The 15825-nt window shown below is 39.0% G+C and carries 12 protein-coding genes; 9 read left to right on the top strand and 3 right to left on the bottom strand.

All coding sequences use genetic code 11. From position 1 onward, the window contains the following. Window positions 1-334: 334 nt before the first annotated feature. Window positions 335-1222: a LysR family transcriptional regulator gene (locus tag ACWPWK_RS10060; RefSeq protein WP_109373349.1), complete on the bottom strand. Its 888-nt coding sequence runs from the start codon at window positions 1220-1222 to the stop codon at window positions 335-337. A 225-nt stretch (window positions 1223-1447) separates the two neighbouring features. Here ACWPWK_RS10060 and umoA point away from each other — a divergent pair, with 225 nt between their 5' ends. Together umoA and ACWPWK_RS10050 are read left to right on the top strand one after the other, a co-directional pair. After that, window positions 1448-1984, top strand: coding sequence for a UmoA family flagellar biogenesis regulator (gene umoA / locus ACWPWK_RS10055; protein WP_109373348.1), 537 nt, complete (start codon window positions 1448-1450; stop codon window positions 1982-1984). A 255-nt stretch (window positions 1985-2239) separates the two neighbouring features. Further along, window positions 2240-3103 carry an ATP-grasp fold amidoligase family protein gene (locus ACWPWK_RS10050; protein ID WP_109373347.1) on the top strand — a complete coding sequence of 288 codons (864 nt, stop codon included), beginning with the start codon at window positions 2240-2242 and terminating at the stop codon, window positions 3101-3103. Window positions 3104-3178: 75 nt separating this feature from the next. On the opposite strand, the gene fdhD is transcribed toward ACWPWK_RS10050, so the two are convergent. Beyond that, window positions 3179-4009, bottom strand: a complete 831-nt coding sequence (gene fdhD, locus ACWPWK_RS10045) for a formate dehydrogenase accessory sulfurtransferase FdhD (protein WP_109373346.1) — start codon at window positions 4007-4009, stop codon at window positions 3179-3181. A 178-nt stretch (window positions 4010-4187) separates the two neighbouring features. Between fdhD and fdnG the strand changes: the two genes are divergently transcribed. The 7 genes from fdnG (at window position 4188) to ACWPWK_RS10010 (ending at window position 14991) form a co-directional block, all read left to right on the top strand. Further along, window positions 4188-7235, top strand: a complete 3048-nt coding sequence (gene fdnG / locus ACWPWK_RS10040) for a formate dehydrogenase-N subunit alpha (RefSeq protein ID WP_109373345.1) — start codon at window positions 4188-4190, stop codon at window positions 7233-7235. A gap of 11 nt (window positions 7236-7246) precedes the next feature. After that, complete coding sequence (fdxH, locus tag ACWPWK_RS10035; protein ID WP_109373344.1) at window positions 7247-8185, top strand: formate dehydrogenase subunit beta; 939 nt, start codon at window positions 7247-7249, stop codon at window positions 8183-8185. Continuing rightward, on the top strand, window positions 8182-8838 hold the full coding sequence (fdoI, locus tag ACWPWK_RS10030) for a formate dehydrogenase cytochrome b556 subunit (RefSeq protein ID WP_109373343.1): 657 nt from the start codon (window positions 8182-8184) through the stop codon (window positions 8836-8838). Before fdxH ends, fdoI begins: the two co-directional genes overlap by 4 nt. A gap of 206 nt (window positions 8839-9044) precedes the next feature. After that, window positions 9045-9965 (top strand): formate dehydrogenase accessory protein FdhE, encoded by a 921-nt coding sequence (gene fdhE / locus ACWPWK_RS10025; protein WP_109373342.1) that lies wholly within the window; start codon window positions 9045-9047, stop codon window positions 9963-9965. Window positions 9966-9980: 15 nt separating this feature from the next. Beyond that, a complete protein-coding gene (gene selA / locus ACWPWK_RS10020; protein ID WP_109373341.1) occupies window positions 9981-11366 on the top strand; it encodes an L-seryl-tRNA(Sec) selenium transferase in 1386 nt (461 codons plus the stop codon). 2 nt (window positions 11367-11368) lie between these two features. Beyond that, window positions 11369-13231: a selenocysteine-specific translation elongation factor gene (gene selB / locus ACWPWK_RS10015; RefSeq protein WP_109373340.1), complete on the top strand. Its 1863-nt coding sequence runs from the start codon at window positions 11369-11371 to the stop codon at window positions 13229-13231. Window positions 13232-13341: 110 nt separating this feature from the next. Continuing rightward, window positions 13342-14991 carry an LTA synthase family protein gene (locus ACWPWK_RS10010; protein WP_109373339.1) on the top strand — a complete coding sequence of 550 codons (1650 nt, stop codon included), beginning with the start codon at window positions 13342-13344 and terminating at the stop codon, window positions 14989-14991. Window positions 14992-15110: 119 nt separating this feature from the next. Here ACWPWK_RS10010 and ACWPWK_RS10005 read toward each other — a convergent pair whose 3' ends face one another. Further along, entirely contained in the window at window positions 15111-15539 is a 429-nt protein-coding gene (locus ACWPWK_RS10005) for a TOBE domain-containing protein (protein ID WP_109373338.1), read from the bottom strand. Window positions 15540-15825 lie beyond the last annotated feature (286 nt).

Genomic DNA, 15825 nt, shown 5'->3' with positions numbered 1-15825 from the left:
ACAGCTTCACTTTCGAATATAAAGCTTGCTGTTTCTGGCGTAGGTAATATTAAATAAATCGCTTTTATTGTAAATAACAGATTTTAATTAAAAAGATTTTAATTAACCTTACTTATATTATGAGAATTAAATTAATTAAATGATTTAACTTAATTTTTTATTTAAACACATAAAAAAACAAAGAATATTTTATGTTTATTTTTGTGAACAAACTCGCAATTATTTATCTTTATTCGTTTCAAAACTAATTAATATTTATTAGGTGTCTTAGCTTTATTATAAGCTATATTTTAAAAATATAATCATTGCCAAAATTAAAGTCTTTTTTCATTCACTATATTTTATTTATTTCCTCAGGAATTATTTTTATAAAAATATCACGATCTTTATTCTGAATATTATTATTCCAAATAACACCTATTTCCCATTGTGTATACAAACCTGACAGTGGCAATAAAGTGACTTTTTGTTTGTCACAAATAAGTTCTGCATTTTTAGGCACCAATGCCATTCCTAATCCAGCAGCAACTAACGCTAACTGCGTTTGAATATCTTGCGATTGCTGTAATACACGGGGTTTTATTTGATGATGCTGCAAAAAATCATCGATTTGTTGATGCAGTTTTTTTCCTTTTTCAGGCACCAACTGAATAAGCCCAAGCGTATTAAAGTAGTGTAATGGATCATCATCAACCTCTAACACCCGAATAGTTTGCGTGGGGATTGCTAACATTAATCGCTCTTGTACTAATGAAATACCTTTTAATGGCGCTGTAACGGGTAAGCGTGAAAATGCAAGATCAAGCTCACCTAAAAGCAACTTATCTTCCATTTTGTTAGAAGGCATATCATCAATATGGACGGTAATATCAGGGTGAGCGTGATTAAATTTTGCCAATACTGGCGTAATAAAATTTAATGAGGACAAACTCAATCCTGCATAAAGTTCTGCTTTTTGGGGTTCACTTAATTGACGAGCCTGTTTTTCTAGAACTCGGGCTTCTCTCAAAACTGATTGAGATTGATTCAGTAAATACTGACCTTCAGGCGTTAATTTTGCACCATGACGTCCACGTTGAAAAAGAGTGATACCTAATTGAGATTCCAGCGTTTTTATCTGTTTAGTGAGTGCCGGCTGGCTAATACAAAGCTTTAATGAGGCTTCACCAAAATGTTCTGTTTCAGCTAAAACAACAAATGCGTTCAATAAACGTGTATCCATGATTAATCATTAATCCTACATTATTTTCCTTTATTATTATTCTAACATAAAATAAATAAATAAAATTAATAACCAAAAAATGCATTGATAAGCACTTATTCTTTACTTTTGATAACCTTTTGGAATGAAATAAGATAACAGCTAGAAATAACAGGGTTATACATCTCTGTTTCACGGAACAAATACCTTATTTTTTGGCATCATAATGGCAATCAAGGAGTATTTATGTCTGCTAAGTCCCTATTTATAATTCTTTCATTATTAGGATTATCGTTCTCTTGTTATTCAGGAGATGGACTGGTGGATAGAACATGGGGATCTTCTAGGCTTGATACGCAAAGTTATCGACAAGCATTAAGACAACCGACCGCAACCTCTCGATATACTCTTTTTAATATCACGCCAGATATGCCTGTTCCGGGTGGTGCAAGCCATTCTGATCCTCAAGGTATCCGTTATATTGCAATGAAATATGGTCCTTATGGTCAGCCTGAACACTATAAAACCTACCAAATTATGTTTTCTCACTATTCAAATAGTAGTACAAAAAAAGTTCGCTATTTAGGTGAGTTATATACTGTTGTCGGTGATATCTATTTAATTGATCCTTTTGCAACAACCAATGAATGGCAACGTGGTCGTAGCCAAATCGTTGAAGAGTACTATGAGATATTAGATGCTCACGGAAATAGAACAGGCAAAGGATTACGCTTTAATAATTGGGATAAACCAATTCATATAACCAAATGGTCATCAAATTAATATATTCTTAATCAATATTCCTTTTTGTTAACTCTCTCTTAATGTCATCATTTTTTCTTTTATTAAAATAAGCACTTTGAATATTAACCTACATTAATACTTTCTAAGTTTATATAAATAAAAAATATAAGCATATCAATAACTGACATTATTCTCTTAATTTCTATTTAATTTAATTATTTCTTTAGATAGAAGTTTAATCCACAGAAAAGTTAGTTTTTATTTCACTTATCTATTTAAAATAATCATTAGCTTATGAAAATCATAGAATACTACTTCAAACAGTTTCGAACTATCGCATTGCCTGATCGAGTGTATTTAAAGAATAAATTTATTCGTAACTTAGGTTATCAACCCAACTTTAAAATACCGACATCACTTAATGAAAAAATCAATGCACGTATGCTATTCGATAGAAATCCAATTTATACGCGCTTAGCAGATAAAATCAAAGTCAGAGAGTATGTCATCGAAAGGATTGGTCCGCACTATCTGGTTCCTATCATTAATACCTATTCTCATCCTGATGAAATCGATATCCCTCAACTTCCTTCACGTTTTGTACTCAAATGTAATCACGATAGTGGTAGTACAATTATCTGCCTTGATAAAGCAACTTTTGATTTTGAAAAAGCAAAGCAAAAGCTTCAATTTCATTTAAAACGTAATCTCTATCCCGTCACTCGTGAATGGCATTATAAAAACATCAAAGCTCAAATTATCTGTGAAGAATATATTGATTTATTTGATACACAAAATCCAATGATACCAACGACTTGTCGTCTTCACTGCTTTAATGGTCAGCCTCATTATGCTGAAATTGATATTTCTGATACCAAAGGGAATGAGTATATAAATGTGTACGATACAAATTGGCAGTTACAACCCATCACATTAGAAGATCCCAACACACCAGAACTTGTTGAAAAACCAACTCAATTTGAAAATATGTTGCAATTAGCCGCTAAAATGGCAAATGGCTTTAATTATTGTCGAGTTGATTTTTTAATGTCTGAAAATAGGCTTATCTTTAGCGAAATGACCTTTACCCCAAATGCAGGACGTATCCCTATCAAACCTAAAGAGTGGGATTACAAATTAGGGGCATTGTGGCCATAAAAGAGAAAATTAAATAGGTGTAAATTGTTACATAAAACGATTTACGCCTATTTTTAAAAATTTCATTTGATTTAGTCAATCTGTCAGTCGTTGTGGATGCGTAAATACCGTCGCTCTTCCGCGACGACAAAAACCCACCAGCGTAACATTGTATTTATTAGCAACTTCAACCGCCAAAGAGGTCGCAGCAGAAACAGCAAATAAAATTTCTGCACCACACATAGCCGCTTTTTGTACCATTTCATAGCTTGCTCGGCTTGAGACCAATACCGCGCCTTCATGCCACTTTTCTTGTGCTTTCATACCTAAAAGCTTATCAAGCGCGACATGACGCCCGACATCTTCACATCCTCCTTGCATTTCACCTTCTGGCGACAACCAAACAGCAGCATGTGTACAACCCGTTAGCTCACCGATTTCTTGAACGGTTGTCATCTGCTCTAAGGCTTTATCAAGATTTGAAAGTGAGAACGTTTGTGTAAAAGGTAACGGTGTAATAGGTCGGAAAATCTCTTCTAGTTGTTCAGTTCCACAAATACCACAGCCAGTACGTCCTGTCATATTGCGGCGTCGCTCTTTTAATCCCATAAAGCGTCGGCTTGATAATTCAACTTGAACTTCAATGCCCCCGTTACAACTTTCCACAATTTCAATACTGCGAATTTCATTAGAAGACTCTATAATGCCCTCGGATAAAGAAAATCCGACAGCGAACAACTCTAAATTTTTAGGGCTTGCCATCATAACAACGTGAGAGATTCCGTTGTACACTAATGCAACAGGAACTTCGAGTGCAATATAATCGTCTTCTTGTATGCTAAGCGATCCTTTGTGTTGCACAATTGTTTGATCTACGCCAATGATTACACGTTTAGTTAACAATTTTGTCGATTTTGTTTCATCCATAAGATGAATTCCTAAATTTATTAATACATAATAACAATACGGGTAAAACGATTTTACACTACCTATCAGGCAATGAACCTGATCCTATTAAGGATAATAGGAATAAAAAAACAATCAGCTCCATTTTCGTGAAGAAAATCAGAGTCAGTAAAAGCAATGTATGATGAGGAGAGACCCCATGCAGGTCAGCAGAAGACAGTTCTTTAAGATCTGTGCTGGCGGTATGGCAGGTACTACAGCGGCGGCGCTCGGTTTTGCACCAGCAGTTGCGCTAGCAGGCTCACGTCAGTATAAATTACTGAGAGCCCGCGAAACCCGCAATACCTGTACGTACTGTTCTGTCGGTTGTGGACTATTAATGTATAGTCTGGGCGATGGCGCGAAAAACGCAAAAGAAACAATATTCCATATTGAAGGTGACTCAGACCATCCAGTAAACCGCGGCGCATTATGCCCTAAAGGTGCTGGTCTTGTGGATTTCATCCACAGTGAAGGTCGTTTAAAACACCCTGAATACCGTGCACCCGGCTCGGATAAATGGGTAAAACTCTCATGGGAAGAAACGTTTGATCGTATTGCGCGCTTAATCAAAAAAGACCGCGATGCCAACTTCCAGAAATTCAATAAAGAAGGTGTTGAAGTCAACCGTTGGTTAACAACGGGTATGCTTTGCGCCTCTGCAGCAAGCAATGAAACTGGGTTTTTAACTCAGAAATTCTCAAGAGCTCTTGGGATGCTGGCTGTCGATAACCAAGCGCGTGTCTGACACGGACCAACGGTAGCAAGTCTTGCTCCAACATTTGGTCGCGGTGCGATGACCAACCACTGGGTTGATATGAAAAATGCCAACCTTATCGTCGTTATGGGCGGTAATGCGGCAGAAGCACACCCTGTGGGATTCCGCTGGGCGATGGAAGCTAAAATCCATAATAACGCCAAGCTAATTGTTATTGATCCTCGCTTCACCCGTACTGCGGCTGTTGCGGATTTCTATACGCCTATTCGTTCTGGTACTGATATTACGTTCTTATCGGGCGTTATCTTATATCTGCTCGAAAATAAGAAATATCAAAAAGAATACGTTGAGGCCTATACCAACGCCAGCTTGATTGTCCGTGAAGACTATCATTTTGACGATGGTCTATTCAGTGGCTATGACGCTGAAAAACGTAAATACGACAAAACCACTTGGAACTACGAGATGGATGAAAATGGTTTCGCAAAACGCGACACCACATTACAACATCCTCGTTGTGTCTGGAATCTGTTAAAACAACACGTTAGCCGTTACACGCCTGATGTAGTTACTCAGATTTGTGGTACACCAAAAGATGATTTCTTAAAAGTCTGTGAATATATTGCTGAAACAGCAGCGAAAGATAAAACAGCATCTTTCCTGTATGCATTAGGCTGGACTCAACATACCGTTGGTGCTCAAAACATTCGTACCATGGCAATGATCCAATTACTGTTAGGTAATATGGGTATGGCTGGTGGCGGTGTTAACGCACTACGTGGTCACTCCAATATTCAAGGCTTAACTGACCTCGGTCTATTATCTCAAAGCTTACCAGGCTATATGACGCTGCCTTCTGAAAAGCAGACTTCATTAGAAACCTACTTAGCTGCAAATACGCCAAAAGCAACAGTACCAGGACAAGTTAACTACTGGGGCAATTATCCTAAATTCTTCGTCAGCATGATGAAGACATTCTATGGCGATAATGCTCAACGTGATAATGATTGGGGCTTCTCACTATTACCTAAGTGGGATAAACCTTACGATGTTCTGCAATATTTTGAGATGATGGATAAAGGTGAAGTCAATGGCTATATCTGCCAAGGCTTTAACCCTGTTGCCTCATTCCCGAATAAGAACAAAGTTATTCGTTCATTATCAAAACTGAAATTCCTTATCACTATGGATCCGCTAAACACGGAAACAGCGTGTTTTTGGCAGAATCACGGTGAAGAGAACGACGTTAAAACTGAAGATATCCAGACCGAAGTCTTCCGTCTACCAACAACCTGTTTCGCAGAAGAAGACGGTTCTATCGTTAACTCTGGTCGCTGGTTACAATGGCACTGGAAAGGCGGTGATGCGCCAGGTGTTGCTATCCCTGATGCTGAGATTTTATCTGGTATTTTCCATCGTTTACGCCAACTCTATAAAGAGGAAGGCGGTGCGATGCCAGAACAGGTGTTGAATATGACTTGGGATTATTTTGATCCTGATAATCCAACATCCGCAGAAGTGGCACAAGAAAGTAATGGTAAAGCCTTAGTCGATTTAAAAGACGCTGATGGCAATATCATTCTGAAAAAAGGTCAACTGCTTAGCTCATTTGCTCAGTTACGTGATGATGGTACAACCGCGAGTGGCTGTTGGATCTTCGCAGGTAGCTGGACAGAGAAAGGCAACCAAATGGCTAACCGTGATAACTCAGACCCATCAGGGTTGGGTAACACATTAGGTTGGGCATGGGCATGGCCTCTTAACCGTCGCATTATTTATAACCGTGCATCGGCAGACCCACAAGGTCAACCTTGGGATCCTAAACGTAAGTTAATCGAATGGGATGGCAGCAAATGGACAGGTATTGATGTACCTGACTATAGCAACGCTGCACCGGGTTCTGATGTTGGTCCATTTATTATGCAGCCGGAAGGTATGGGACGTCTGTTTGCTATCGATAAGATGGCAGAAGGTCCATTCCCTGAACATTATGAGCCAATTGAAACACCATTGGGTACTAACCCACTGCACCCGAATGTGGTTTCAAACCCAGCAGCACGTGTCTTTGAAGATGACTGGAAAGATATGGGTAAAGCAGAAGACTTCCCATATGTCGGTACAACTTATCGTCTGACCGAACACTTCCACTTCTGGACTAAGCATGCGCGCTTAAATGCGATTATTCAGCCACAACAATTTATTGAAATTGGTGAGCGTTTAGCCGCAGAAAAAGGCATTGTTCAAGGCGATACAGTTAAAGTCAGCTCAAAACGTGGTTATATCAAAGCAAAAGCGGTGGTCACTAAACGTATTAGAACCCTTGATGTTGATGGGCGCAAAGTGGATACCATTGGTATTCCTATTCACTGGGGCTTTGAAGGTGTTGCAGTGAAAGGCTTTATTGCGAATACGTTAACGCCATTCGTGGGTGATGCGAATACACAAACGCCTGAGTTTAAAGCGTTCCTTGTTAATGTGGAAAAGGTGTAAGGAGATAAATTATGTCACTGCAATCCCAAGACATTATTCGTCGCTCTGCCACCAATTCCCTTACTCCCGCACCTCATGTGCGGGATTACAAGGAAGAAGTGGCAAAACTTATCGACGTAACAACGTGTATCGGCTGTAAAGCCTGTCAGGTTGCTTGTTCTGAATGGAACGATATTCGCGATAAAATTGGCACTAACGTCGGTGTTTATGATAACCCAACGGACTTAACGGCAAAATCATGGACAGTCATGCGCTTCTCTGAAGTTGAAGAGAATGGCAAGCTGGAGTGGTTAATTCGTAAAGATGGTTGTATGCACTGTGCTGATCCTGGCTGTTTAAAAGCATGCCCAGCAGAAGGTGCAATCATTCAATACGCTAACGGTATTGTTGATTTCCAATCAGAACACTGTATTGGTTGTGGTTATTGTATCGCAGGTTGTCCTTTTGATGTGCCTCGCATTAATGAAGAAGATAACCGTGCTTACAAATGTACGTTATGTGTTGACCGTGTAGAAGTCGGTCAAGAGCCTGCATGTGTGAAAACTTGCCCAACAGGCGCGATTCATTTTGGTTCGAAAGAAGCCATGATCAATCTTGCAGGTGAGCGAGTTGCAGAACTGCAAACTCGTGGTTACGACAACGCGGGTCTTTACGATCCACAAGGCGTGGGTGGTACGCACGTCATGTATGTTCTCCATCATGCTGACAAACCAAATCTGTATCATGGTTTACCAGAAAACCCAGAAATTAGCTCAACCGTTAAATTCTGGAAAGGTATCTGGAAACCATTAGCCGCTGTTGGTTTTGCCGCAACCTTCGCGGGCGCTATTTTCCATTATTTAGGTGTCGGTCCAAACCGTACAACTGAAGAAGATGAAGAAGAAGCGCTCAAAGAGATGGAAGCATCTTCTAAAACACAGACCTCTGTGAATAAGGAGGAGCAGAAATGATGAAGAAGAAAGGTGATAAAATTCTTCGCCATACCGCATCAGAGCGTATAAACCACTGGGTCGTTGTGATTGTCTTTCTGTTCACAGCAATCAGCGGATTGGGTTTCTTCTTCCCATCTCTGAACTGGTTCATGAATATTTTAGGTACACCAGAACTGTCGCGTCTGTTACACCCATTTGTGGGTAGTGCAATGGCCATTCTCTTTCTCTTTATGTTCTTCAGATACTTGAAGTATAACTTTATTGATAAAGATGACTTAGTCTGGGCTAAAAATATTCATAAAGTACTGCAAAATGAAGAAGCTGGCGATATTGGTCACTACAACCTTGGTCAGAAAGGTATTTACTGGATGTTAAGTATCAGCCTTATCTTACTGACTGTCAGTGGCATTATCATTTGGCGCCCTTATTTCGCAGAATATTTCTCGATCCCAGTGATTCGAATCGCCTTATTAGTTCACTCATTATCAGCAATCTTACTGATAATCACCGTATTTGTTCATGCTTATGCGGCGTTCTGGGTGAAAGGTTCAATTCGTAGCATGATTGAAGGCTGGGTAACTCGTGGTTGGGCTAAAAAGCATCACCCTCGTTGGTATCGTGAAATTCTCGAAGAAGAGAAAAAAGAAGCCGAAAAGCAGTCACAGAAATAATGCCCTAAAGTGTATTTCTGAACAAACGGAGGCTTGTTAGCCTCCGTTTTTTATTCAATTTACGCCCGTTTTTAAGACGTAAAAAACAATAAAATCACGCTATTATTACCCACTGTCATGGCTTCGTGTTTGCATTTGATTTATTCTGAAGCCAAATCCTGTGGGTATTCACTATAAAATTTATGATAATAGGAAGATAGAACGTTATGAGTATTCGCATCGTTCCTAAAGAGCAATTAGGTAAAGAGCAATCAGAAAAAGGAATTAGTTTTATTCCACCCGTATTATTCCCTAATCTGAAAAACCTTTATCAACGTCGTGCTGAACGTTTTCAAACACTAGCAAAAGATAATCCTTTCGCAGATTACCTTGAATTTGCGGCAGAAATTGTCAAGGCTCAAGAAAAAGCACTTCATGACAATCCATTAGTCGTCGATCTTGCCCCACTCCTTACACAGCAAGTCGGTGTAGCGCCTTTAGATAGAAAAACATTCAAACGCAGTAAACATTGGCATGCTTTATTAGCCTCGATTATTGCTGAATTACGTCCAGTTGTGCCTGAAAGTGCCACTATCACTTTAGAAAATCTCTCTAAAGCTTCTGAAACTGAATTAGAAGAAATGGCAACTGCGTTACTCAATGATGAATATTCAAAAGTCTCAGCAGATAAGTCTGTCTTTATTTGGGCAGCCTTGTCTCTTTACTGGGCACAATTAGCGGCGAATATTCCTGGTAAGGCTAAAACAGAATACGGTGAAAATCGTCAATTCTGCCCAGTTTGTAACAGTATGCCTGTGGCAAGCATGGTACAAATCGGCACAACACAAGGTTTACGCTATTTACACTGTAATTTATGTGAAACGCAGTGGCATGTTGTACGCATTAAATGCACCAACTGCGAATTAACAGGTAAATTAAATTACTGGTCTTTAGACAGCGAAAATGCGCCTGTAAAAGCAGAAAGCTGTGGTGATTGTGGAAGCTATCTGAAAATTTTATATCAAGAAAAAGATGCCAATGTGGATGCTATCGCTGACGATTTAGCGTCTATTGTTCTTGATGCAAAAATGGAAGAAGAAGGCTTTGCTCGTAGTAGCATTAATCCATTCCTGTTCCCAAATGAATAATAATTAGGTATTAGCATGACAAATGATACGCGCTCACTTTACAGCCAACTACCGTCTATTGATAAGTTACTGCACCAAGCCGAGATTCAAGCCCTAGTGGCTTCTTATGGTCAGACATTTATTGCAGAGCATTTACGAAAGTTACAAGAAGAAGCGCGTATCATTATTCGTCAAGAAAATGAGTTACCACAATGGCATAACCATTGGGTGGATGAATTAAAAAATCGCATTACATTACAACGAAAATCCTCGATTAAACCTGTTTTCAATTTAACAGGTACCGTTTTACACACTAATCTAGGGCGTGCATTAATGGCAGAATCCGCCATTGAAGCAGTTAGCCAAGTTATGCGCTCACCAGCAACCTTAGAGTATTCTCTTGATGGCGCATCAAGAGGGCACCGCGATCGCGCTATCGCTGATTTGTTATGTGAGTTAACAGGGGCAGAAGATGCCTGCATCGTTAATAACAACGCTGCTGCCGTTTTACTGATGCTCGCCACTGTTGCACCCAATAAAGAAGTTGTTGTTTCTCGTGGTGAATTAGTTGAGATTGGCGGCGCTTTTCGTATCCCTGATGTAATGACACAAGCAGGCTGTACACTCAAAGAAGTGGGAACAACAAACCGTACTCACCTTAAAGATTATCGTAACGCCATTAATGAGAATACTGGTTTGCTAATGAAAGTTCATACTAGCAACTATTGTATTCAAGGCTTTACCGCCGAAGTGCATGGCGATGAACTTGCCGCACTTGGTAAAGAGATGAACTTACCGACTGCTATCGATTTAGGCAGTGGCTCAATGACTAATTTAGCCGCATTAGGCTTACCTTCAGAGCCAATGCCTCAAGATTATCTACAACAAGGTATCGACCTTGTTACCTTCTCGGGTGATAAATTATTAGGTGGCCCACAAGCGGGGATAATCTTAGGTAAAAAAGTATGGATTGAGGCTATTCAACGCCATCCTTTAAAGCGTGCATTACGCGTTGATAAAATGACATTAGCTGCTTTAGACGCCACATTACGCCTTTATCAGCAACCTGAAAAAATGGCTGTTGAAATTCCGACATTACGTTTGTTAACTCGGACACAAACAGAAATTAATGACATGGCGCAACGGTTATTGCCTCATTTTCAGGCATATTATGGGGATAATTACCATATCACGATATCCTCATGTGCTTCTCAAATAGGCAGTGGTTCGTTACCTATTGAAAGCTTACCGAGTGCAGCACTTACCTTTGAAGCCAAAGATGGAAAAGGTAGCCAGTTAGATGCGTTAGCCGCGCATTGGCGTAATTTAGAAAAGCCGATTATTGGTCGAATTACTGATGGTCGCCTGTGGCTTGATCTGCGCTGTCTTGAGGATGAAAATGCATTAATACAGGCACTTTAACTATGATTTTTGCGACGGCAGGTCACGTAGACCACGGAAAAACCACACTTATACAGGCAATTACTGGAGTAGATACTACCCATTTACCTGAAGAGAAAAAACGAGGCATGACCATTGATTTAGGTTATGCCTATTGGCGTCAAGACGATGGAACTTCAATTGGTTTTGTGGATGTTCCCGGTCATGAGAAATTCCTTTCAAATATGCTTGCTGGCGTTGGAGGGATCTCTCATGCGCTATTAATTGTGGCTTGTGACGATGGCGTTATGGCACAAACCATCGAACATATTTCTATTTTACGTCTTGCTGGCTGTCCTCAAGTTACCGTTATTCTCACCAAAGCCGATCGTGTTACCCCAGAACGAATAGAAGGCGTTCGCTCACAAACAACCGAGATGTTAGCTAATTTAGGTTGGTGCGACCCTCAAATTTTTGCCACCTCAGCCCCATCAGGGAAGGGAATTTCAGAGCTTCGCCACTATCTTGTTGATCTGCATCAGCAAGAACAACAACACCCTCAATGGCATAAGCGTTTTCGTTTAGCCATAGACCGTGTTTTTAGCATTAAAGGAGCGGGATTAGTTGTCACAGGAACTGCGCTTGCGGGACAAATTTCTGTTGGCGATACCTTTTGGCTGACTGGTGCAGATAAACCAGTAAGAATAAGAGCCTTACATGCACAAAACCAGCCCGTAGAACGTGCGGGTGCAGGTCATCGTATTGCAATTAACATCGCAGGTGATGTCAGTAAAGAAAACGTTTCTCGTGGTGACTGGTTGCTTTCTCAAGCGCCTAATTATCAATCTCATAAAATATTAGTCAGTTTAATTGCGGATGAACCTTTAAAGCATTGGCAGCCTGTACATATTCACCACGGTACACGTCATATTACGGGTCGTGTTGCTCTTTTAAATGATGCTAATGAAACACCACAGTTAGCGGAGCTTATTCTAGATGAACCCCTTTGGCTGGTGGATAACGACAGACTTATCTTGCGTGATATCAGTGCTCAACGCACCTTAGCCGCAGCGAAAGTCTTATCTTTACACTCGCCACGTAGAGGTAAACGACAAGCTGAATTCTTAACTTGGTTACACCAACTTGATAATGCAAACAGCATCAGTGCCAATTTAGCGTTATATTTACCAAAAGGTGAACTCTCTCTAAGTCAGTTTTCTTGGGCTCAACAATTAACTGAAAGTGCGCTGACTCAGTTATTAGAAACCTTTGACCTAGTGAGCGTTGCTGGCGTTATTCTTTCTAAAGAGAATGCTGATAACGCAAAACAGAAATTACTCGATACACTTGAGGAATATCATCAACAACATAATGATCAAATGGGTGTGGGTCGTTCTCGTTTAAAACGGATGGCATTACCTACTTATCATGATGAATTGGTCTATTACTTAATTGATCAGTTACGTAAAGAAGGTGCTATTAACCAAAGTCGTGGTTGGCTTCATCTTCCAACCCATGGTCTTGCTTTCTCTCCAGAACAAGATGCGCTATGGCAAAATGCTAAAATCTATTTTGAGCAATCCGAACCTTGGTGGGTACGTGATCTAGCCAATGAAATGAAAAATGATGAGAAAGTGATCCGCTCATTATTACGTAAAGCAGCACAATTAGGTTTAATTATTCCAATTATTGCTGACCGCTACTATACACACCAATCAATAGAAAAATTTGCCTCTATCATTGTGAAATATAATGAAAGTAATGGCAGTGTCACCGCAGCGGACTTCCGTGATGAGTTATCTGTTGGGCGTAAATTAGCGGTACAAATCTTAGAGTATTTTGACCGCACTGGATTTACTCGCCGCAAAAAAGATCTTCATATTTTACGAGACAAAGGATTATTCTAAATCCAAATATTAACTTAGGCTAAGTAAAATTATTTAGCCTATTTAAGGTTATCGCCTACAATATTTGTAAAATATCCCCTTGATTATTTATCGCTATACTCGGAAGAGATATGAAAAAAATATTAGGATGTGCTTATCTTGCACTTATTCTTATTGCCTCACTCTTTATTGTTTTTGAGAAAGCAACGTTTGTTTATACTGCACTTCTTTCAGTAGGTGCTTATTTTATTCTTTTTTCTCTTTGTTTTCTTTTATCAGCTCGTGTCTTATTTTCGGCTATTACCACCGGTACACTTTTCCTGATAACTAAGTTTATTAATCAACTCAAAGTTCATTATTACAAAGAAACATTAATGTTCTCTGATTTTGATTTGGCTTTTGATAGCTCTAATTTAGGGACATTGGGCCATTATTGGGAAGCCGGCGTTGCATTGATTGCGATGCTAATATGGCTGATTATCAATATGTCTATTGCGTGGCATTTTTCCAAAAAATCACGCCCAGTCTTGCGTGTAAGTAGCTTACTCTTAATGGTTATTGGCTTTGCTACTATCCATTTCACCGTAGAAAAATGGCAAGCTGAATGGGAAGGCACACTTCCAGGAGGACGAGGTACTGTCACTAATTTAATCATGTCTGGTTACCAAACGGCTTATCACCCTCCTTATTTCAAGGAAAATGCAGATTATTTCCTTGAACAAGCGAACAAAACCGTATTGCCAGAAACGCAAACTGACATAAAACCCGATATTATTGTTTTATTACAAGAGTCGACGGTTAATCCTCATATTTATCAATTTGATACAGATGTTGCACTGCCTGATTTATTTATGTTTCAAAAAGATGAAAATGTCAGTGCACAAAGCCCTTTACGTGTACAAACCTTTGGTGGTGGTACTTGGCTTTCTGAATTTTCAGTATTAACAGGGTTAAATACGGATGACTTTGGTGCGCGTAAAAACTCCGTATTCTATTTTGTTGTCGATAATCTTAATGAGAGTTTATTCCGCCAACTCAAAGCAGAAGGTTATTACACGGTTTTACTCACTCCGTTTAATCGTAGTGCTTACCATGCAGGTTACGCTTATGAAAAAATGGGAATTGATGAAATCATTCAACCTCAAGAGCTTGGCTACCCTGGAATATTAGAAGAAAATCTCTGGAAAATATCGACGGTAGATATGCTAGGTTACGTTGAAGAGGTATTGAAAAAACGTACTGACAAGCCACTGTTTATATTCTCATTAACCATGTATGAACATGGTCCTTATGATGAATCACACAGAGATATGTACCAAATTACAGGTCATACAGAAAGCAGTAATGCACCGGGTAAATTTAGCCACTATATGGAAAAGATCATCACCAGTGATCCAGCCATTAAAGATTTCTCTAATTTTGTTGCACAAAGAGAAAAACCGACGATGTTCCTCTATTTTGGTGATCACCAACCCAATATTGAGCTAAAAAATTATCAGTCACCTTTTAATAACCCTGCGTATATTACTCAGTTCACCTTAAGAGATAATCTATCGCAAGGTGCGCCAATAACAACGGGTGAGTTAACTGATATTAGCTTCTTAGGTGGCATGATCTTAGAGCGCGCTCGTTTACCATTATCCCCTTTCTACAAAGCAAACATTCAAATGCGCCATTTATGTGAAGGTAAATTAAATGACTGTGAAGACGAGAAATTAGTTAACAGTTATAAAAATTATATCTACGACAAACTGAAAGTCGCTGGTGATACTGATAAATAATTTTAGTAACCTTGTATAAAAGGTGATCGGGATTATAAATCTAAAAAGATAAGTAATATCAAAAAGAAAGAGGCTAGATGTTTAGCCTCTTTTTATATTTTAAGAGAATAGCGTCTCGATTATTTGCGTGTTGCCACAATCACACTTGATGCTTTCACTAGCGCTAAAACATCACTGCCTTTTGCCAGTTTCATCTCTTGTAAGCTTTCATTGGTGATAACCGCAGTCAGTTCTAAACCTTTCGCCGTTTCTAAATGAACAGTTGAGTTCACCGCACCCTGTACGATTTGAGTCACTTTTCCTGCAAATTGGTTACGTGCAGAGAAATTTAAACCACAATCAGGTAGTGCCAAAACAACCCATGGCGCTTTAATAATGGCAATAGCTTCACCGTCTTTTTTAATCTTTAAGCTTTCACAGCTTTCTTTGGTGATGATTGTCGCCAGTTTCTCACCGTGTGCTAAAGATAAAATCACTTCACTATTGACTGCACCTTCAATAATATCAACAACTTTACCGACTAACTGATTGCGTGCTGAAACTTTCATTTATCCACCTCTATTGTTGATGAGAAATTATATTAATAACATTATCAAGTTATTGAGATAACTTTAGCATAAATAGTATTAAATAAATTACTCTTAGATCATAGATTAAAGTTTATTTATTATTTAAATAACATAACGTTATAAACAAATAGAGATAACGAAATACAATTAACTTATAAAATTTGAATAAGCATAAATAATTTAGAAATTTATATTTTCTATCGATAGAAAAAAATAGATAACTTAATGCCTCTCTATATTAAAAGGAATTTAAGCTATCTATTAT

The organism is Proteus sp. Marseille-Q3619, assembly GCF_965283115.1.
Note: the sequence above shows the minus strand (reverse complement) of the source record. Positions and strands in the feature narration are given on the sequence as shown.